We start from the raw sequence: 20,934 nt of genomic DNA, 5'->3' as shown, positions 1-20,934 counted from the left end.
CTTCCCCCTCCTAACCTTAATCTTATCACTTCCAGTTCATATAGGGAATATATGTTTGTGCCCGATTCATCCCCCACTTACACTTCGTTTAAAAGTGGGGGTCTTCTCGGATAATTTATGATAAAAATCCAAGCCCAACATTATTTGGAGAAGTTTTACGGCGAGTTTGGCTTTAAAACCACATCAGATGTTTACTTAGAAGACGGCATTCCCCATGTGGATATGGTGTATCAACACTACTCCTGAATGAGTTAACCGGAGCCAATTTTCTGAGGCTCCGGTTTTGTTTTTAAACAAAACCAGGCCCTTGTCCACCTCCTTTTCCTATCACAGAGTTGGACTTGTTGATTCACCCCCAAGAGTTTAAAGAGGCTTATCCCCCGGTTCCAGCCTACCCGAAATAAAAAAGAGGCGCATACACTACTAATGCCACAAGATTAATGTCAAGTAAAACAGGAGGTTGGCCTATGTTTCATATCAACATGAACGAAACCGATCAGGAGTTGAAGATAACCGTACTGCTGCCAAGTATAAGCAAAGAGCAGGTTAAGGTATATCTTGAACCGCACGGCCTGCGCCTTAGTGTGAACCATAGGGAAGAAGCTGAATTCTATTACCAAACGACGAGGCGTTATTTTTGGCAGCAATCCTATCAACGTATGGAGCGCTTTATCCCCCTTCCATTTCCCATTGACAAAGAAAAGATTCACGTTAACCATGACAACAACAGGTTAATCATTACGATCCCCAAAGATCGAAACCGGGTCCACCAAGACTGGAACAACGGCATAAACACCCCGAACCTGCCTAATCTCGAAAACTGACTCAACCTAAACAAATAATAAGAAAAAAGTTGCCTGTCACGGCAACTGTTAAGGATGAATCAGTCATATTCGATTAGATAAGGAATTAATCAGGCTACCTTGTCTGCTTGCTTTACAGCTTCTTTCTGCTCTTGTTCAGCAGCTGCAATTTCCAGATCTGCAATCTTGCGCATATACAGATATCCCATAGTTAGAAAGAAAAACCCTGAAAATATAAAGGCCCCTAAAAAGATCAAGGCATCCATTGTCCTTAACACCCTCCATATTTAAAATACACCTGTATATCTGCTATTTTACAAAACAAGTTTCAACTGTAAGGCACAATGTGTGACAAATATGTCACTGTTATGTGAAAGTTTTGTGACAAAATTGATACTTAGGAAATATTTGCAGCTAGGATCCTGCCCCGTGCGTCTGGACCGGGAATCAATATGGAGGGTGTCCTTCACCTTTTAACCAACTGCTGACTGCTCAGAGCTCGCCATTTCAGCTTGAGATCAAAACCTTGGCTACAGATCCTTAAGCTTTGGCCAGCACTTTCTTAAATTCTTCTGTCAGCTTGGGCACCACTTCAAACAGGTCACCCACAATGCCGTAGTCGGCCACTTTGAAAATCTCTGCTTCCGGATCTTTGTTGATGGCCACAATCACCTTGGAGTTGGACATACCGGCTAAGTGCTGAATAGCGCCGGAAATGCCGCAGGCAATATACAGGTCGGGCGTGACCACTTTACCGGTTTGTCCAATTTGCAAGGCATAGTCGCAATACCCTGCATCGCAGGCTCCGCGGGAAGCTCCCACTGCACCTCCCAGCACTTCGGCCAATTCATACAGCGGTTTGAAGCCTTCGGCACTTTTCACCCCGCGCCCGCCGGAGACAATAATGCTTGCTTCGGCCAGGTCAACAGTGCCGGAGGTTTTGCTGACCACTTCTTTGACCACAGTGCGCAAGTCTTTAATCTCCACTTGCAGTTCTTCCACTTCGGTGATGCGGGTCGTGTCTTTCTCCAGCGGTTTGATGTTGTTGGGACGGATGGTGGCCACAATCAGGCCGTCCTTGATTTTTTTCTTGGCAAAGGCCTTGCCGGAGTAAATCGGACGGACAAACAGCGGGGTATCCCCGTCCAGTTCGATGGCCGTCACGTCGGAGATTAAGCCTGCGCCCAATTTGGCGGCAATACGCGGGCTGACGTCTTTGCCCTGGGAGGTATGGCCCAAGAACACCCCGTCAGGGTTCAGCTGGTCAATCACTTGCAGCAAAGCCTGACGGTAGCCATCCGTGGTATATTGCTTCAATTCCTCATGCTTGACCAACACTACTTTGTCAGCCCCATGCTGGATCAGTTCTTCAGCATACTGGTCCCCGTCCGGCCCGAAAACGGCGGCGGTCACCTGCCCGTCACCGCTGATCTGTCTCGCTGCGGCAATTGCTTCCAAACTGACATTGCGCAAGGCGCCACCTTTGGTCTCTGCTAAAACTAAGATATGTTTACCCATCTGCACTGCCTCCTTTAAACCACTTTTGCCTCATCGCGCAAGAGTTGTACCAGTTCTTTGACCTGCTCGTCCAGTTCTCCTTCCAGAATGCGCCCGGCTTTCTTTTCCGGGGGCAGGAAGTACTCCAACACTTCCGTTTTGGCCCCGATTTCGTCTAAGTTCAGGTTCAGATCTTCCACGGTTAACCGTTCCAGCGGTTTCTTTTTCGCTTTCATGATCCCGGGCAAGGACGGGTAACGGGGCTCGTTTAAGCCTTGCTGGGCTGTGAACAGGGCCGGCAGGCTCACTTCAACGATTTCCACATCCCCCTCCACATCCCGTTCGGCAATGGCTGTATTGCCGTCAATGTCCAGTTTGGTAATCGTGGTCACCTGGGGAATGTCTAACAGTTCGGCCACGCGGACAGCCACCTGGCCGGCGCCGTTGTCCACGGAGACGTTGCCGCCCAGGATAATGTCAAACTCCCGCTCCTTGATGATCGCAGCCAGGATATGGGCAATGGTATGCTCATCTGCGTTTAAATCCTCATCTTCCACCAGAATGGCTTTGTCAGCCCCCATGGCTAAGGCGGTGCGGATCTCTTTCTCCGCATCGGCCGGACCAACCGTAAGCACGGTGACTTCTCCGCCATGTTCATCCCGTAATTTAATCGCTTCTTCGATGGCATATTCATCATACGGGTTAATGACAAACTCCACGCCGTCTTCTACAATGGCGTTGTTTTCAATGTGCACTTTTTCTTCGGTATCAAAGGTGCGTTTCATCAGCACTAAGATGTTCATCGGGTTCCCTCCTTACTAGGTTTCAATCGATCAGAGGCATGATCTAACGAGCGCTTGGTCAGTTTCAAAATATTTAAAAATGCTAACGGTCTTTAAAGACCGGCTTTCTCTTTTCCAAGAAAGCTTGCACCCCTTCTTTGGCATCCTCTGTGGTGAACACGCGGCCAAACAGTTCAGCCTCTTTCTGCTGGCCCTCGGTCAAACCATGTTGTTCGCCGTAGTTCACCGCTTCAAGGCTATAGGCAACGGAAACAGCGCTTTTCTCGGCTATTTGTTTAGCCAAGCCCAGTGCTTCGTTAAGCAAATCATCCTGGCTGACACATTTATTGACCAAGCCCAAGGTCTCTGCTTCCTCCCCGCTGACAGGCTGGCTGGTCAAAATCATTTCCAAGGACTTCCCCTTGCCTACGATGCGCGGCAAGCGCTGCGTGCCGGCAAATCCAGGAATGATGCCTAGGTTCAGCTCAGGCAAGCCCAGTTTGGCATCAGGGGTGGCTAAGCGGATATGGCAAGCCAGGGCCAGTTCCAATCCCCCGCCTAAGGCCGCTCCATGGATAACGGCAATGACCGGTTTTGGGAACGCTTCCATTCTGTTGAAAATTTGCTGTCCTTCCCTGGCTAAACGCTCAGCTTCCTCAGCGCTGCTGATAGCGGTAAAGCCTTTGATGTCTGCACCTGCGGCAAAAAACCGTCCTTCCCCATGCACAACAACCACTTTTAAAGATGAGTCCTGCTCAATTTCCGTTAACACTCTGTCAAGCTCCTGTAACAGTTCAGGGCTGAGTGCATTGGCCGGCGGCCGGTTCAGGGTGACCACCGCCACCCGGTCTTGCCGGGACAAAGAAAGATACTGATAAGCCATCAAATCCCCCCTTAACTTAATACGGACGAAATAATCTTCTGTCCATTTCTATTATAGCGAAAAATCAGAGTGGATTAGAAGTCATTGCCTTTAATTAACAATTAAAGAGAAAAGGAAAGAGAAAGGGCCCTAGTGTTTTATGCTGGTTTCAGCCCGTGTAACAAGAGACGTAAAATCGGCTCCACATTGGACAGCAAATCATATTTGCGCTCTTTCATCAGCCAGTTGGTTACGCTTTCGTCAAGCGTGCCAAAAATCATATATCTGGCCAGTAAGGGATCGATATCGGAGGAAAATGTGCCTTCCTCAATCCCTAGGTGGATAATTTTATCAATCAATTGCAAATAGTGTTTTAAAATTTCATTAATTTTTTTACGCAAGACCGGATCCGACTGCCTGAGTTCAAGCTGGGTGACCACAGCCAAATCTGGATCCTTGGCCAGCTGATAAAAATGCATATAGACTAAAGTGCGCAATTTCTCTTCAACAGTGGTGTGTTCATTAATTTTTTGTTCGGCCATCTTCACAAATTTACCCATTTTTTCAGCAAATAAAGAGATGAGGATGTCTTCTTTATTTTCAAAATACAAATATATGGTCCCGTCCGCCACATTGGCTTCTTTAGCGATTTTAGAAACTTGTGCCTGATGATAGCCATGCCGGGCAATTACTTTTACTGCTGCATTGATGATTGCCTCGTATTTTTCACCTGTTTTTTTGGCCATGTTGATCTCCTCGTATATCTAGATTATGAATGATTGCTCATTCACTTCAAGTTTAGCGTATCCTCCTTGAGTTGTCAATCATTTCTGCTGTGCTCGCAACACCTCGTAAACCTTACGATCCTAGCTTTTGATTTTTGTCTTGCTCAACCTTTTTTCTTTCTTCCTCCGTTAAGACGCGGCGCAACACTTTACCCACCATCGACTTGGGCAGTTCATTCCGAAACTCATAGATCCTCGGAACCTTATAGGCAGCCAGTTTACTGCGACAATATTCATTTAACTCGTCCTCGGTCACTTCTTTGCCTTCCTTTTTCACAATAAAGGCTTTGACTGTTTCACCCCGGTACTCATCAGGAACGCCAATCACGGCACACTCCTGGACAGCCGGATGTTCATAGAGCACCTCTTCCACTTCGCGGGGATAAATGTTGTAACCTCCGGCGATAATCATATCTTTTTTGCGGTCAACGATATAAAAGTAGCCCTCTTCATCCATATAGCCCATGTCACCGGTGAGCAGCCAGCCTTCTTTCAGCGTTTTTTCAGTTTCTTCCGGACGCCGCCAGTAGCCCTTCATCACTTGCGGGCCTTTGATCGCTATCTCTCCAATCTCGTTGACTTCGGCTTCACTGCCGTCTTCACGGACAACTTTGACGTCAGTATCCGGCCAAGGAATACCGATGCTGCCCACTACGTTTTTGCCCCAGATCAGGTTGGCGTGGGTGACCGGAGAGGTTTCAGACAATCCGTAACCTTCAACCAGTTTCCCATTGGTCAGTTCCTCAAATTTGTTTTTCACCTCGACCGGCAAGGGAGCAGAGCCGCTGAGACAGGCTTTGATGGAAGATAAATCATACTTGCCTACATCTGGATGGTTGATGATAGTAATGTACATGGTTGGGGCACCTGGAAAAAGGGTGGGCCTTTCTTTGTCGATGGTTTTTAAGGTGTCGTCCACATCAAACTTGGGAAGAAGAATCATGGTTGAGGCCAATGCGATGCTTACATTCATGACAACGGTCATGCCGTACACATGGAAAAGGGGAACGATGCCTAAAGATCTTTCCTGTCCATATTCCGCTTTATACGTCCACGCCTTGCACTGGTGGGTGTTGGCCACCAAATTGCGATGGGTCAGCATCACCCCCTTGGGTGTGCCGGTGGTCCCCCCTGTATACTGCAACAGGGCGACTTCATCGGGAGAGGGAGAAACGTTGAGCGGTACGTCCTTTCCTGTTTTCAGCCATTTTTTAAAATGATGCACCGTTTCGCCATAATCGACCTGAACCTTGATGCCTTGTTTCTTTTTAACGACCAAGGGATACAGCACATTTTTGGGAAACGGAAGATAATCTTTAATACTCGTAATAATCACATTTTTTAAGGGTGTGCGTGATTGGACTTTCGCAATTTTGGGATATACCAGATCCAAGGCGATGATGGTTTCCGCTCCCGCATCATTAAGCTGGTTTTCCAATTCCCGTTCCACGTATAACGGATTGGTCTGCACCACAATGGCTCCTGCCATCATAATACCGTAATACGCGATCACATATTGGGGACAATTGGGCAACATGATAGAGACACGGTCTCCCGGTTTGACCCCCAGTTTAACCAGGGCACGGGCACAATCCACAGCAGCATGATACAGCTCGGCATAAGTCAGTTGCTTTCCCAGAAAGCGGATGGCAATATTATCTGGCTTTTTTTCATAGGCCTCCTTGAGTAAATCGGGAACTACAGCATTCGGGTACTCCAAACTGGCCGGAATTTCCGGCGGATAATGCTTTAACCAGGGCTTTTGCTGATCACCCATCACATCCCCTCCCTTTGCCAGTTGCTTAATCCTTCTTTATCAACCTTCAAAGACATCCTCATCTCCCCAGTTTTTATTATAGTGGAAGCGGTAACATTTTTGAAGTTATTTTTTTTGCAAATCGTTATATATCATCAACTATTTAGAACAAAGATCAGGGAGAGCACGTCTATGCGGAAGTGCTCTCCCCGATAAAGATGTGATTGAACAAGTTTAAGGGGCAAAAAAGAACAAATAGATCAATCCTGATAAAACAAATACCATGCTGACGATCAATAAAATGCGGGACAAGATTTTGAACACCATTGCCTCTATAGCCTCCCGATTTAAACATGTCTGTCCAGCCCTAACTTAAGGTTACGATGGTCACGCCGCTGCCCCCTTCGCCTGCTTCGCCCAGGCGAAACGCCTTGACTCGCTTGTGACGGCGCAGGAAATCCTGGATGCCTTTACGCAGTTGCCCCGTTCCCTTGCCGTGGATGATGGACACCTGCTGGTAACCGGCAAGGAGGGCATCGTCCAGGTATTTGTCAACCGCTGCAATCGCTTCATCTGTGGTCTGCCCCCGGACATCCAGCTCAAGGCCAACTGTCTCCGTTTTGGTTTGCACACGGGCCATGCCGGCCTGTTCCGTTTGCTTGGTTTTGATTTTCTCCATATCACTAGCCTTCACTTTCATCTTGATGATACCTAATTGGACATAATACTCCTGCTCGGACAGTTTTTCGATCACCTGGCCCTTTTGGCCAAACGTGTGCACATACACATCATCGCCTGGCTTGAAGGTCTGGCCGTTTTGCCGTTTAGGACGGGGTTTGTCCATCCCTGCCGGCTGTTGAGAGGCTGCCTCCTTAAGCTGTTCCAATCCTTTTTTGGCCTCGATCAGCTGATGCTCTTTGACCGCCTGATGCCCGCGCTGCCACTCGCGCAGCTGGGCCATGATCCGCTCTGCTTCCTTCATCATGCGCTCGATTTTTTGCTCGGCCTGTTGTTTAGCTTGGCTGATCAGCCGCTCCTTCTCTTTTTCCAACCGGGCTTCTTTCTTAGCCAGGGATTGCTTGAGGGCTTCCACTTCCCGTTTAAGGCGTTCAGCCGCTTGCCGGTCTTCTTCAGCCTGCTTGCGGGCGGATTCCAGTTCGGCCAGCATATGATCAATGCGCAAATCATCAGTGCTGATCAGATTTTTTGCCGTTTCGATGATTTCTTCTTTTAAACCGAGCCGCCGGGCAATATGGAAAGCATTGCTTCGTCCCGGCACCCCCACCAAGAGGCGGTAGGTGGGCTTTAGCGTTTCTGTGTCAAATTCCACGCTGGCGTTGATTACACCGGGTCTTGAGTAGGCGTATGCTTTCAGCTCACTGTAATGGGTGGTGGCTACAACAAGCGCCCCCCTGCTGTGGACAAAATCCAAGATAGCCATGGCCAGCGCAGCTCCCTCTGTGGGATCGGTGCCTGCACCCAATTCATCAAACAAGAGCAAGCTGTTTTCATCCATCTTGTCTAAAATGCCCACAATATGGGTCATATGGGAAGAAAAGGTGCTTAAGCTTTGTTCAATGCTTTGCTCGTCCCCTATATCGGCATAGACGCTGGAGACCACGGCCACATGGGAGCCTTCTTCAGCGGGAATAAACAAACCGGAACAGGCCATCAAGGTTAACAGCCCCAACGTTTTGAGGGTCACTGTTTTACCGCCCGTATTGGGGCCGGTGATCACCATACAGGTATATTCTCTGCCCAGCTCAAAGGTGGTGGGCACTACGTCTTGAGCCGGAATCAAGGGATGCCGGGCCCTGATCAATTTAAAATATCCCTGGTCATTCAGCTGGGGTTGCACCGCCCGTATGCTCCGGGCGTAGTAAGCCTTGGCAAAAAGAAAATCCAGCTCGGCCAGAGCTTGTACATTGTTCTTTAGGTCCTCGCCCGCTTCACCAACCTGCCGGGTCAGCCCGGTTAAGATGCGGTCAATCTCTTTTTCTTCTTGCAGTTTAGCTTCCCGCAACTCATTGTTAATGGCCACCACAGCTTCCGGTTCCACAAACAAGGTGGCCCCTGAGGCCGACTGGTCATGCACCAAGCCGCCAAAATGATGGCGGTATTCTGCCTTGACAGGGATGCAATAACGGTCCTGCCGGATGGTAATGATAGGTTCCTGCAACATTTTCTGATTGGCCGGCGCTCTGACGATCTGCTCCAGCTGGCGCTTTACCCGTTGTTCAGCGTGACGGATACGGTTCCTGATCTCTTTGAGTGCCGGACTGGCGGAGTCCAGCACATCCCCGTGCTCATCGATGCATGACTTGATGGACTGTTCCACATCTCGTAACGGTCTGATCTGTTCTTCTAAGCGGGCCAGGATAGAGAGTTCCCCATGCTCCGCACATACTTTTTCCAGGAAGTGTTTCAGTTTGCGCCCCCCGGCAATGGTTTGGGCCACATCCAACAGTTCCGCCGCGTCCAAGCGGCTGCCGATCATAGCCCGTTTTACAGCGGGACGGATATCCCGGATGCCCCCGAAAGGCACCTGGCCTTTGAGGCGCAAGACGGTAAAAGCTTCATATGTGGCTTGCTGCTCCTTGCGGACAACGTCCAGGTCAAAAACGGGGGTTAGCTCCTCCACCTTCTCTTTGCCCAGGGTGGAGGCAGCATGCTTGGCCAGCTCGTCTTTGATTTTGTCAAACTCTAAAAGTTTTAATGTCCGTTCCTGCACAACGCATCCTCCTGTTCATGCCCCCATTATAGCATAAAGGAAAGAAGCATAAAGAAAGACCTTAAGACGGAAAATCTTAAGGTCCGCTATCTCAAACCTGCACCAGAGACACACGGTCAACACAGGCTTGCCCAAATAGCCTACTGCAAAAATTGGCGGCGGTAGGCTGCTTCCACCCGTGCTAAAACCTCGCGCCCTGTCTCTGTCTCTTCCGGGCTAAGGGAAGCGTCAGGATCTTGGGGTTCGGAAAACTGGTTCGTGGTGGCGTTTATCACCGAGACACTGACGTCGTCGTCATTTCCCCTTTGATATTTATGCCGGAGCAAAAATGGGGTGCCCAGGCGCAAAATGGCATTGGGATCACCAAAACTGCCCCGTTCAACAAACGCTGGAATGCGCAAGTAGACATAACCCGGTTCGATCGCTAACTTTTTGTCGAAGTAACCGTGATCCACTTCCCATCCCCCGCCGACTACAAATCCGTACCGCTCCAGAAATTCTTGCACTTCTTCATACTGGGCTTTTTGATTTTCCAGTAGGGATCCTTCGTAGGCGTACATGGCGAACTCCTCCTTGGCTGGGTCTATCTATACTGTTGCCTGTCAAGGCTTTTTCTATGTGCAAACCAAGGGAAGTTCGCCATGCCTTTCGTTGTTTCTGCTCAGGTTAATGGATTAAAAGCGATGCTTACTTGTTTAACAGGGCTTTGGCCCGTTCGACCACGTTGTCCACCGTAAAGCCGTATTTTTCCATCACTGTGCTGCCCGGTGCGCTGGCCCCAAAGGTGGTAATGCCCAGTACATCACCTTCTTCACCCACATAACGCTCCCAGCCCAGGGGATGGGCCATTTCCACCGCCAAGCGTTTCTTAACCCCGGGGGGAAGCACCTCTGCCTTGTAGCTGTCACTTTGTTGTTCAAACAGTTCCCAGCTGGGCATGCTGACCACCCGCACGGCGATACCTTCCTGTTCCAGCACCTTTTTGGCTTCCAGCACCAAACTGACTTCTGAACCGCTGGCCAGAAGGATCAGTTCGGGCAATTGGCCTTCCGTTTCAGCCAGCACATAAGCCCCTTTGGCCAGGGTATCCACGCTTTGTTTCGTTTCTTCCAGGACAGGGACACCTTGTCTGGTTAAAACCAAGGCGACCGGCCCTTCGGTGTGCTGGACAGCATACAGCCAGGCCGCCGTTGTCTCATGGGCATCAGCAGGCCGGATCACCGTTAAGCCCGGAATGGCACGCATTGAGGGTAACTGTTCAATCGGTTCGTGCGTGGGGCCGTCTTCTCCCACAGCGATACTGTCATGGGTAAAGACGTACACCACCGGCAGCTTTTGCAAAGCAGCCAGGCGGATGGCGGGACGCAAGTAATCAGAGAACACGAAGAACGTGCCCCCATACGGTTTTGTGCCCCCATGGAGGGCAATGCCGTTTAAAGCTGCACCCATGGCATGTTCCCGCACACCAAACCAAATGTTCCGCCCGCTGTAATCTTCCGCGCTAAAGTGAGCTGCGTCCTTTATCAAGGTTTTGGTGGAAGAAGCCAAATCAGCCGATCCGCCCCACAAACCGGGCAGCTGTTGGGCCAAGTGATTAATCATGGTGCCGGATGCAGCACGTGTGGCCACTTTGGAGCCTGTTTCAAACTCAGGCAGCGCCTGTCCATCTGCATTCCACTGTCCCTCAATCGCTGCTTTCAATTGGCGGGCCAAATCCGGATAAGCTTGTTCATAACGGTCAAACAACGCCTGCCACTCTTCCTCATCTTCTTGCCATTTTTGTTGCAAGCGTTGGAAGTGTTCCCGGACTTCCTGGGGCACATGAAAAGGTTCGTGTGGCCAGCCATAGGTTTGTTTGGTTTGCTTGACCTCCTCCTCACCCAACGGCGCCCCATGCACCACATGTTTGCCAGCCTTGTTGGGACTGCCGTAGCCGATAACGGTACGCACTTCAATCAGGGTAGGACGGCTTTCATCGGCTCTTGCTTCTTCAATCGCTTGGGCAATCGCCTCCACATCATTGCCGTCTTCCACACGTAAATATTGCCAGCCAGCAGATTCAAAGCGCTGCTGGATATCCTCGCGGAAAGAAAGATGCAAATCCCCGTCCAGGGAAATGTCATTGGAGTCATACAGCACAATCAACCGGCCCAGTTTCAGGTGCCCGGCCAAGGATGCAGCTTCATAGGCGACTCCTTCCATCAGGTCCCCGTCGCCGCAGATGACGTATGTAAAGTGATCCACAATGTTAAACCCTTCCCGGTTGTAGACAGCGGCTAAATGTCTTTCGGCCATGGCCATTCCCACTGCCATTCCAATCCCTTGGCCAAGGGGACCTGTGGTGGCTTCCACACCTGGGGTATGGCCGTATTCGGGATGTCCTGGTGTTTTGCTTCCCCATTGCCTGAAGTTTTTAATCTCTTCCATGGATAAATCATATCCGCTTAAGTGCAACAAACTGTACAAGAGCATGGAGCCGTGCCCGGCAGACAGTACAAACCGGTCCCGGTTAAACCACTTGGGGTTGTTGGGGTTGTGCTTCAGAAAGCGGCTCCACAATGTATATGCCATGGGTGCAGCCCCCATCGGCATACCGGGATGACCAGAGTTCGCCTTTTCGACGGCATCAATGGATAAGGTGCGTATGGTATTAATGGCTAATTGTTCAATGTTTGTGGCAGACATTCTTTTTCCTCCTTTGCTTGTTCACGAGTCACATAAACAAGGCATATATACAAGCAGCTGGCTTATTCAGCCGTAGTTGCCTATTCGGCAAACCGCTCCGCCAGCGTGGCCAGTGTGCGAACCATCGCGCCCGTGCCACCTTTTTGGTTCAGCTCAGTTTCACGGTTAGCCCAGGCTGTTCCGGCTATATCCAGGTGGACCCAAGGGGTATCCCCGGCAAATTCCCCAAGGAACAGACCGGCTGTAATGCTTCCAGCCAACCGTCCGGGGGAGTTGTTGAGATCAGCCACGTCACTGGAACGGACCATCTTTTTGTAAGGTTCAAAACTGGGCAAGCGCCAGACAAGCTCTCCAGCCTCATTGGCTGCCTCCAGCACCTCGATCATCAATGTTTCATCGTTGGTCACCGCTCCGGTCGTATACTCCCCAAGGGCAACCAGAATGGCCCCAGTTAATGTGGCCACGTCCACGATGTAGTCGGCTCCCAATGTTTTGGCATAGGCAATGCCGTCAGCCAATATGAGCCGCCCTTCCGCATCGGTATTCCGCACCTCAATCGTTTTGCCAGCATAAGAGGTGATCACGTCACCCGGCTTTAAAGCACGTCCGCTGGGCATATTTTCTGTGGACGGAATCACAGCCAGCACATTGCATTTAGGTTTTAAGCGGCCAATGATGTCCATGGCTCCCAGAACAGCCGCGGCGCCCCCCATATCCATTTTCATTTCATGCATATCCTTAGCCGGTTTTAAGGAGATGCCTCCGGTGTCAAATGTTAATCCTTTGCCCACAAAGGCCAAAACGTCTTCCCATTTCTCTTTGCCTTGATACTTGATGACGATCATCTTTGGCGGCTGGTCACTGCCCTGGGCGACAGCCAGGAGAGCACCCATGCCCAGTTCTTCCATTTGGTCACGATCCAGAATATCGTATTCAAAACCGTGCTTGGAAGCAATTTCTACCGCTTTTTCTGCCAGTCTGCTGGGGGTTAAATAGTTGCCGGGCGTGTTGACCAGATCCCGGGCAAAACAAGTTGCCTCGCCAAAAATCTGGCCTGTTTCCAACCCTTCTTTAACCTCGTCTTCTTCTTTGGGCACACAGACCGAAACATACTCCACAGTGGACGGGTTATCCTCTTCACTGGTCTTGTATGTATCAAACCGGTAGGCAGCCAGCAAAGATGCTTCGGCCAGCGCATGGGCCAGAGCCGCGGACTCTTCCTCACCGTTGTTGAAACTGTCCAGACAATAAGTGACTTTTCTGACTTTAAGTTTTAAGGCCTCTTTGGTCACAAAACCAAACACTTCCCGTGCTTTAACCAAGTCAAATTCTTCTTTTTCGCCTGCATTGACCAACATCACCCGCTTGGCAGGAAACTTTCCCAAACTATGGATGACTTCCGCCTTTTTTTCATTCGGAACCCACTCTTCTTGAATAAACCGGGAAAGGAGCCCCTCCCAAGCCTTATCCATCTCGCTGAAGCAGCCCCCAGGTGTCTCACTCCCCTTAAAAATGCCAAATACAAATAAATCGGTGCCAACCTCTGGTCCTTTTTGCTGCTCAACTGTAAATTTCAAATTGATCCCCTCTTTCTGCTCAGCATATTACTTTATATATTATAAATCACCACGGGCCGTTTAGCCAAAAAAATCGTAAAACGTTTATGACGCTGTCCATTTTTAAGTTATAATAATGGGTACCAGGAAAGGATGACAGAGCTTATGGAAATTTTTTCAAACTACCCGTTTTGGGCAGCCATAACGGCTATCGCCTTGACCCAGCTGATCAAGGTCCCCCTCTACTATATCCCTAACCGGACGCTGAATTGGGGGCTTATTTTTAGTACAGGAGGCATGCCCAGTTCCCATTCGGCTGCTGTAACATCCCTGTCAACAGCGGTGGCGATTGAGCATGGTTTGGAATCTACTCTGTTTGCCATCTCTGCCGTGCTTGCCTTAATTGTCATGTTTGATGCCGCTGGCGTGCGCCGCCATGCCGGAGAGCAAGCCGTGGTGCTCAACCGGCTGGTAGAAGATGTGAATCAGTTGATCGAAGAGATGAAAAACTGGAACATGCAAACCAAACAGGTGAAACGGAAAAAATTGAAAGAGTTGTTAGGCCACCAGCCCATAGAAGTTTTAATGGGCGGACTGTTTGGGATTGGCGTTGCCTTTTTGTGCCTGTTTATTTGGGAAATGATGGCAGACTAAAAAGCAAAAAAGTGACTGTTGTGATAACAGTCACTTCTCATTGAAAACCGGAACAGCCGGCAATTGGCGATGATCCATCCGGTTGAGCCGGTCCATCATCTCTTCCGTTACCGTTCCGTTTCCCTTCTGTATCACATAGACATCCACCTGTCGTTTGCCCCACAACCGGTAAACATCTTCAACCGTATCAAAGTACAGATCGATTTTATTTCCCTTGATGGCACTCCCTGTATCCGCTACCACCCCATAACCGTAGCCGGGGATATATAAAATGGTTCCTAGAGGGAATACATCCGGATCGGCGGCAATGGTGGAAAACACATTCCGGCGCACTTTGACACCGGAGTAAGTGATGCCATACTGCGGATGACCGGGTGTTTTACCGGTGGATTCCACACCCGCTGTATAACCTGTGGCCAGCACCGTTTTGCTGGGAAATTGACTGAAATCTACTTGTGCTTCAATCACCTTCACAGTGTGAATGAAATCATGCTCGTCTACGTTTTCAGCCGCATGAACAAGTTGGGAAAAGATACTCTGACCGAACCAAACCCCGCCGCCAGTCCAGCTTGCCCCAGCTGAGACCGCGAGCAACAGGCCCAGGGCACCTAGGGTTGCTATTGTCAGCCCGCAGGGGCAGGGTTTCTCTTGACTGGGTTGCATAGATACCCTCCTCCCATAGACTCATCGTCTCCATTTTGAGGAGGGATTATGCATGTTCATGTTAAAACATCCTGTAACCTCTAGCCCTAAGTATCTGAATGGATAGTCCGCTTAACAGCGCCCCGATAAATCCCGCGCCTAAAATAATATAATCCACCATTAATAAACCCATCAGCTTCTCTCCCAACCGGGCCAAACTCTCACCCGGATTGGTAATGTATCCCTTCAGAGGAACATCAGAGACAATCAGCAATACCACGAGAGGATATAAAATCAAACCTGGCAGCCAGGTTGTTTTTAATAACATGTTAAGAATAAAGCCGATCCCAAAAAAAAGAATTAAAAAAAGTAAAATAGAAATCACAAACTGCAATGGATCCATGACATTCACCTCCGCTGTTTCACATCTAGTGTACTTGATCTCTACAAAAAAATCCAGCCGCTTAACTGCCTGAGTCCTTACAGCAACCCGACAGGTCAGTGAAGCGCTGGACTGTTAGGTGTTGTTTATCAGCGTGAGGTTTTCGCAAGAATACCTACAGAATGCCATCATACTTTGGAAACGAGGTCCACCGCAAGTGGATAAAATCAATAAAACGTTCTGGTTTTTTATGCAGCGGTTCTGTCGGAGCGACACCGCTTCCCTCACAGTAGATACATGTTTCTGTTCCACCCAGCATCAACTGGAAATACCCTTGGCCCTGACAATATTCACAGTGGGTGGTCGGGATCATATTTGTCTGCAGTGGGTTCAATCTCATGGTTTCTCTACCCCCTATCTTGATCATATTAAAGTTTTTTAATGTTAATCATACCACCTCGACCTCTTGGTATAAACCTTTAAAATTTTCTGAAATAGATCGTTTTTTGTCATGTAAGCGAATTCATCTCCCTTTTTCTCTGTTTTGCGCAGCTTTACTCGTTTTTTTAGCTCATTTTAAGGATATAAAAGCTTATGTTTAATTTCACCGGGATCAGTCCAGACTATACATCCCCCTGTTGACAGTTTAACCGGCATAAAAAAACCAAAGATATAAAAAGCCAAAGAACAGCAACGTGTCCTTTGGCTTACGGTATAACGGTTATCATTTTGATGTGCCGCCCGCCACACATGTTCAAAATCGCCCTTTTTTCAGCACCAGGGACAGACCGCCAATAAGATACAGATAGCGCATGTCAATCAGTTTTTTCAGCCAGGAAGCAGCATGGCCGTACACTTTGCGGCCGCCTACAATTCCGATGGCATCATTGCGGCCCAGGGAAGCAACAGTACCGCGAATATGGGGCTTAAACGGCGTCATAGAGCCTCCACGGATCAGGGACGCCAGGTTGGCAGCAACATTTTCCCCATGTTGAATGGCGATTTGGGCCGTGGGGGGATAAGGACGATTATTTTCTTCATTAATAATCAACGCACAATCACCCACAATAAAAATGTTCTCGTGGCCAGGAGCACGTAAGTAGGGATCAACTTTAATCCGTCCGCGCATTGTTTCAAAACCGGACTTCTCCAGAATGGAGTTACCGCGCACGCCTCCGGTCCAGACCACTGTTGCTGCTTTGATCTCTTCTTCCTCGCCATCCACTTCAATCACCACACCCTCAGGCGTACAACGTTTGATGGGTGTGCCAATCTTAAATTCAACCCCTTTGCCACCAAGTACATCCATAGCGTAGTTGACCAAAGCCGGATCAAATCCCGGCAACACCGTCGGCGCTGCTTCCACATTAACGATGCGGACCAGTTTGGGATCCACATCATATTCAGCGCACAACTCCGGCATCCGGTCAGCCAGCTCTCCCACAAACTCAATGCCTGTAAAACCAGCTCCGCCTACAACAATAGTCAAGTAATCCGTACGTTCCGGTTCAGCCGCAAACTTGGCAAACTGATATTCAATATGCTGGCGGATGATGCGGACCGAATTGATGCTGTTAATGCTGAAGGCATGTTCTCTCAAACCTTCAATCCCAAAAGTTTCAGGCTCGCTGCCCAAGCCGACCACAAGATAATCATAGTGCAGCTCACCGTTTTGGAGGGTCACTTTTTGCTGTTCCCGGTCAATGGCGACAACTGTATCTTTGACAAATTTGATTTTCTTTTCATCAATCAACTCTTTGATCCCGACGCGGGCCTGATCATGATGCATGGTGCCTGCTGCGGGCTGGTGCAGTTCAGTGGTGATGTAGTGATAATCGTTTTTGTTGACCAGCGTGATGTCTGCCTCATTATAGTTCAGGCGTTTTTGCAGACCAAGGGCAGCGACAATCCCCCCGTATCCGGCGCCTAGAATCACAATGCTTGGTTTGCTCATCCTGATCACTTCCTCATTTTTTTCTTAGGGTAGCAATTAAACAACAGTGTTATAAGCTTGTTAAAGATTTCACGTAGTTTGTTAAAAATTTCACGAACTCAATTAAAAATAAATAACTTGTCGACAAGTGTTAAAAAATGTTCACATTTCTCTTACTATGATAGAACGTCTTGACCACTTTTTCAAGGGGTAATTAGATTTAATTTAAAACTTTTTCACGAGGCTGCCCTTTTAAAGCCCTTGTAAAAAGTTTATAATAGGATTTGAGCGTTAAAGACAACGTTTGGCAATGATGCTTGTGGAGGTGTGGACATGTCTCAACAGCAAAATCGAGATGTTGTTGATATTGCCATAATTGGCGGGGGACCGACCGGATTGTTTGCCGCATTTTATGCCGGCATGAGACAAGCCAGTTGTAAAATTATCGAAAGTATGCCTCAATTGGGAGGACAACTGTCAGCGTTATATCCTGAAAAATATATTTATGACGTTGCCGGTTTTCCCAAAGTACTGGCCCAAGATCTGGTGAATTATCTGAAAGAGCAGGCTTTTAGCTTCGATACTCAGGTTGCTTTAGAAGAGACGGTGGAAGATGTTCGCAAAAATGAAGAAGGCATTTTTGAAATTAAAACGAACAAAGGCCTGCATTTCAGCCGGACGGTGATTATTACGGCCGGATGCGGTGCATTTAGTCCCCGCAAACTGGATGTGGATGGTGCAGAAAAATTTGAAGATAGCAACCTGCACTACTTTGTGAAAGATAAAAACGCCTTTAAAGGAAAAAGAGTGCTGATCAGCGGCGGAGGCGATTCTGCGGTTGACTGGGCTTTAATGCTGGAGCCGATCGCAGAAAAGGTGACCCTCGTCCATCGGCGGGACAAGTTCCGTGCCCATGAACACAGCGTGGAACAACTGATGAATTCCAAGGTAGATATTAAGACACCCCTTAGAATAAGCGAGCTTCACGGCGACGACAAAATTGAGAAAGTCGTTCTGGCCAATGCCAAAACAAATGAGAAGGTCGAGGAACTGGAAGTTGATGAAGTGATTGTCAGCTTTGGTTTTATTTCCTCCCTTGGCCCGATTCAAAACTGGGGTCTCAATATTGAAAAAGGATCTATTGTCGTTAACAGTAAAATGGAAACGAACATCCCTGGCATTTATGCTGCTGGTGACATCGTCACTTATCCGGGTAAAATCAAGTTGATTGCCGTTGGATTTGGGGAAGCGCCAACTGCGGTGAACAATGCCAAAGCTTATCTTGATCCTAAAGCCAAAGTCCAGCCTGGACACAGCTCTCATATGAATTTCAATAAATAGGGAAGATATCATGTAAGAAAAAATGTTCCCGCCTCCCAGAGGGGGAACATTTTTATGTGCTGAGACTGGAAAGAGCTTGGCCGGACCGCCTATGTATAGGCATGTCCTATTGGCTGGAAGCTGCTTTTAAATATAAAGAGGCCATAGAAAAATCACGAATCAGCTTATGTGTCAGGCTGGAATCAGCAGATTTATAAACACGATGCTGTGTGAGCGCTTGATTACCTAAATGGTTCCAAATATTGTGCAGCTTATCAATTTCTTGACTGATTGCGATCACTTCTGGGTCAGTTAATCCTTTTTCCATGGCCAGCATCACCATTTTTTCTCTTAAATGCTTAATCCGCTCCTGCACAACATCTTTCATTATTCCACACCTCGCTTTTGACCCAAGAGCTACAAATCCAACATGAATTATTCTACAACAATCATTTATCACTTGACAAAGGCGAATATTTTCTGTTTTTGTCGGTTAAGGTCGTTCTATTAGCCTATTTGTCGAAACAATCAAAGTTTTTATTTTTACAAAATTTATTATTGGTCTTTTTGGTCTTATCGGTTTTGCGCTTTGCCCCCGTTCGGCCAAAAGTATGTTCCTTCACAGACATATTTGGCGGGACCAGTCATCCAGACATGCTCATCATTGTCCCAAACAATCTCCAAATCTCCCCCTTGCAAATGAACGGTAACAGGCTCCCCTTTCTTTATTTTCTCCTTAAGAACGGAGGCTACAACAGCCGCACAGGCACCCGTCCCGCAGGCATAGGTTTGTCCCGAACCCCTTTCCCAGACCCGAAAATCAATGTCATGGCTGGAGCGGACAGAAATAAATTCAACGTTGACCCCTTCGGGAAACAAGGGATGTTTTTCAATCTTGGGACCCAACGTGGTAACTGGAGCGGAAGCCACATCATCGACAAAGAAGACCGCATGGGGATTGCCCATCGAAACGCCTGTAAAATAAAGGCGCTGGCCATCTACCTCCAAGGGGTAATCAATGGCTGTCTCTTCTCCTCCATTTGTGAGCGGAATCTCTTTTTGGGCCAGACGGGGCTTGCCCATATCGATTGTGACCTGTTCCACTTTCCCGTTGCGCACATGTACATGGGCTTCAACGATGCCGCCCAATGTTTCAATTTGAAAACGGATGTCGTTCACCAGCCCTTTTTCGAAGGCATACTTTGCCACACAGCGCAAACCGTTACCACAGTTTTTAGCCTCGGAGCCATCTGCATTAAAGATCCGCATCTTCACATCCGCTTGTTGAGACCATGTGATGAGGATCAAGCCATCAGAGCCAATGCCCGTCCGTACCGATGACACAGCTTGGGCCAAAGGAGATAAGTGACGCTCGTCAAGCTGGATATGACGGCCATCTACATAAACATAGCTGTTCCCCAGTGCCTGCATTTTAGTAAACGGGATATTCATCTGAGATCCTTCCTTCCTTAATTTATAAAACTTTTTTACCCCTTTTAATAAAGTATAACAACAGATGATCAACTTAAGGAAATAAAAACTGGGCGGTTAAACAACCAAAACGTGACATACTCCCACCACCTACACTAACGCTTAGAGGTGGGGGCTTCTCGGGTAATTCCTTCTAACGAAGGAAAATTGACCGAGCGATCCCCGTGTGCCCCACGGTTCGAGATCCAGTCAGGCAGTCCCTAACTGTTTCAGACCTTCCTTTTTGATATTGATGGCGGCGTTGGTGTCTCGGTCTGCTACAAAACCGCATGCACAACGAAATAGACGTTCGGAAAGCGATAGAGACACCTTCACCCGGCCACAACATGAACACGTTTTGGATGAGGGGAACCATTTGTCGATTTTGATCAGCTCCTTTCCCTGTTCTTCCAATTTGTACTGAAGGAAAGTGGTGAACAGGCCCCAACCGTTATCGTGGATACTCTGACCGAAACGAAGGGCTTGAGCCATCCCTTTCATATTGAGGTCTTCAATCACCACGGCATCATACCGGTTGGTCAATTGCCTTGAAGCCTTGTGCAAAAAGTCCTGACGTTGGTTGGCGATTTTTTCGTGCAACTGGGCGACTTTCAGCCGTTGTTTGTGCCAACGGTTTGAACCTTTCTGCGGCGTGACAGCACCCGTTGGGCTCGGGCCAGTTTTTCCAAGGCTTGCCGATAAAATCGAGGATAATTGGCTCTCTTACCCTCGCTATCGACATACAGCGTATTCATGGAAAAATCGAGCCCAACAACGTTTTCTATTTCTTTTGGCACCGGTTAGTGTTCATAAGAGAAGAAGTTGGTGAATGCTTTTTGCAAGTTTAATTGAGCGTTGGCTAAGGCAAGGCTATCGACTTCTTTGAGCCACGGAAAATCTTTTTTGTACTTGGCTGGAGTGGGAAATTTGTACTGTTTCAAAGCTTCTTTGTCGTCTTTGAACGTGTCATGTATGAGTAAAATTTCAGAGGGCAAACACACATTCGCCAATCCCTCTTCATGCCGTTAATAGCTCGTCTGTTAACGGCATGAAGAGGCCCCTAAAAAGCAAAAGAC

General features: G+C 48.4%; 18 protein-coding genes and 3 pseudogenes. 4 read left to right on the top strand and 17 right to left on the bottom strand.

From position 1 onward, the window contains the following. Positions 1-120 precede the first annotated feature (120 nt). Positions 121-246, top strand: a pseudogene (locus IEW48_RS14395) (GNAT family N-acetyltransferase); the annotation flags it as partial. A gap of 221 nt (positions 247-467) precedes the next feature. After that, positions 468-824 (top strand): Hsp20/alpha crystallin family protein, encoded by a 357-nt coding sequence (locus IEW48_RS14390; RefSeq protein ID WP_188624362.1) that lies wholly within the window; start codon positions 468-470, stop codon positions 822-824. Positions 825-913: 89 nt separating this feature from the next. Here IEW48_RS14390 and IEW48_RS14385 read toward each other — a convergent pair whose 3' ends face one another. From IEW48_RS14385 to IEW48_RS14340, 10 genes are all read right to left on the bottom strand, one after another. After that, on the bottom strand, positions 914-1,069 hold the full coding sequence (locus IEW48_RS14385; protein WP_188624361.1) for a hypothetical protein: 156 nt from the start codon (positions 1,067-1,069) through the stop codon (positions 914-916). Between the two features lie 274 nt (positions 1,070-1,343). Continuing rightward, complete coding sequence (locus tag IEW48_RS14380) at positions 1,344-2,321, bottom strand: electron transfer flavoprotein subunit alpha/FixB family protein (protein ID WP_188624360.1); 978 nt, start codon at positions 2,319-2,321, stop codon at positions 1,344-1,346. Between the two features lie 14 nt (positions 2,322-2,335). Continuing rightward, a complete protein-coding gene (locus IEW48_RS14375) occupies positions 2,336-3,103 on the bottom strand; it encodes an electron transfer flavoprotein subunit beta/FixA family protein (protein WP_188624359.1) in 768 nt (255 codons plus the stop codon). An 82-nt stretch (positions 3,104-3,185) separates the two neighbouring features. After that, a complete protein-coding gene (locus IEW48_RS14370; protein ID WP_188624358.1) occupies positions 3,186-3,965 on the bottom strand; it encodes an enoyl-CoA hydratase in 780 nt (259 codons plus the stop codon). 137 nt (positions 3,966-4,102) lie between these two features. Continuing rightward, positions 4,103-4,690 (bottom strand): fatty acid metabolism transcriptional regulator FadR, encoded by a 588-nt coding sequence (fadR, locus tag IEW48_RS14365; protein ID WP_188624357.1) that lies wholly within the window; start codon positions 4,688-4,690, stop codon positions 4,103-4,105. Positions 4,691-4,802: 112 nt separating this feature from the next. After that, positions 4,803-6,506, bottom strand: coding sequence for a long-chain-fatty-acid--CoA ligase (locus IEW48_RS14360; RefSeq protein WP_188624356.1), 1,704 nt, complete (start codon positions 6,504-6,506; stop codon positions 4,803-4,805). Positions 6,507-6,852: 346 nt separating this feature from the next. Continuing rightward, positions 6,853-9,216, bottom strand: coding sequence for an endonuclease MutS2 (locus IEW48_RS14355; RefSeq protein ID WP_188624355.1), 2,364 nt, complete (start codon positions 9,214-9,216; stop codon positions 6,853-6,855). Between the two features lie 140 nt (positions 9,217-9,356). Further along, positions 9,357-9,776 carry a YugN family protein gene (locus IEW48_RS14350; protein WP_188624354.1) on the bottom strand — a complete coding sequence of 140 codons (420 nt, stop codon included), beginning with the start codon at positions 9,774-9,776 and terminating at the stop codon, positions 9,357-9,359. A gap of 127 nt (positions 9,777-9,903) precedes the next feature. Then, on the bottom strand, positions 9,904-11,901 hold the full coding sequence (gene tkt / locus IEW48_RS14345; RefSeq protein WP_188624353.1) for a transketolase: 1,998 nt from the start codon (positions 11,899-11,901) through the stop codon (positions 9,904-9,906). Positions 11,902-11,981: 80 nt separating this feature from the next. Continuing rightward, the gene (locus IEW48_RS14340) at positions 11,982-13,478 is read right to left on the bottom strand and encodes a leucyl aminopeptidase (RefSeq protein WP_188624352.1); all 1,497 of its coding nucleotides are present in this window, start codon (positions 13,476-13,478) and stop codon (positions 11,982-11,984) included. 144 nt (positions 13,479-13,622) lie between these two features. Here IEW48_RS14340 and IEW48_RS14335 point away from each other — a divergent pair, with 144 nt between their 5' ends. Further along, the gene (locus tag IEW48_RS14335; RefSeq protein WP_188624351.1) at positions 13,623-14,111 is read left to right on the top strand and encodes a divergent PAP2 family protein; all 489 of its coding nucleotides are present in this window, start codon (positions 13,623-13,625) and stop codon (positions 14,109-14,111) included. Positions 14,112-14,141: 30 nt separating this feature from the next. Here IEW48_RS14335 and IEW48_RS14330 read toward each other — a convergent pair whose 3' ends face one another. From IEW48_RS14330 to IEW48_RS14315, 4 genes and pseudogenes are all read right to left on the bottom strand, one after another. Further along, on the bottom strand, positions 14,142-14,774 hold the full coding sequence (locus IEW48_RS14330) for a 3D domain-containing protein (protein WP_188624350.1): 633 nt from the start codon (positions 14,772-14,774) through the stop codon (positions 14,142-14,144). Positions 14,775-14,835: 61 nt separating this feature from the next. Next, positions 14,836-15,156, bottom strand: coding sequence for a YuiB family protein (locus IEW48_RS14325; RefSeq protein ID WP_188624349.1), 321 nt, complete (start codon positions 15,154-15,156; stop codon positions 14,836-14,838). A gap of 253 nt (positions 15,157-15,409) precedes the next feature. Next, positions 15,410-15,508, bottom strand: a pseudogene (locus tag IEW48_RS17180) (YuiA family protein); the annotation flags it as partial. A gap of 381 nt (positions 15,509-15,889) precedes the next feature. After that, a complete protein-coding gene (locus IEW48_RS14315; protein WP_188624348.1) occupies positions 15,890-17,089 on the bottom strand; it encodes an NAD(P)/FAD-dependent oxidoreductase in 1,200 nt (399 codons plus the stop codon). A gap of 312 nt (positions 17,090-17,401) precedes the next feature. Here IEW48_RS14315 and IEW48_RS14310 point away from each other — a divergent pair, with 312 nt between their 5' ends. After that, positions 17,402-18,409: an NAD(P)/FAD-dependent oxidoreductase gene (locus tag IEW48_RS14310; protein ID WP_188624347.1), complete on the top strand. Its 1,008-nt coding sequence runs from the start codon at positions 17,402-17,404 to the stop codon at positions 18,407-18,409. Positions 18,410-18,515: 106 nt separating this feature from the next. Here the strand turns inward: IEW48_RS14310 and IEW48_RS14305 are convergent, their stop codons facing one another. The 3 genes and pseudogenes from IEW48_RS14305 to IEW48_RS14295 form a co-directional block, all read right to left on the bottom strand. Continuing rightward, positions 18,516-18,776, bottom strand: coding sequence for an aspartyl-phosphate phosphatase Spo0E family protein (locus tag IEW48_RS14305; protein ID WP_188624346.1), 261 nt, complete (start codon positions 18,774-18,776; stop codon positions 18,516-18,518). A 185-nt stretch (positions 18,777-18,961) separates the two neighbouring features. After that, positions 18,962-19,840 carry a diaminopimelate epimerase gene (gene dapF, locus IEW48_RS14300; protein WP_188624345.1) on the bottom strand — a complete coding sequence of 293 codons (879 nt, stop codon included), beginning with the start codon at positions 19,838-19,840 and terminating at the stop codon, positions 18,962-18,964. A gap of 228 nt (positions 19,841-20,068) precedes the next feature. Then, positions 20,069-20,868 (bottom strand): annotated as a pseudogene (locus IEW48_RS14295) (RNA-guided endonuclease InsQ/TnpB family protein). Positions 20,869-20,934: the final 66 nt, after the last annotated feature.

The sequence above is a fragment of the Caldalkalibacillus thermarum genome (assembly GCF_014644735.1).
Lineage (GTDB): Bacteria > Bacillota > Bacilli > Caldalkalibacillales > Caldalkalibacillaceae > Caldalkalibacillus > Caldalkalibacillus thermarum.
Note: the sequence above shows the minus strand (reverse complement) of the source record. Positions and strands in the feature narration are given on the sequence as shown.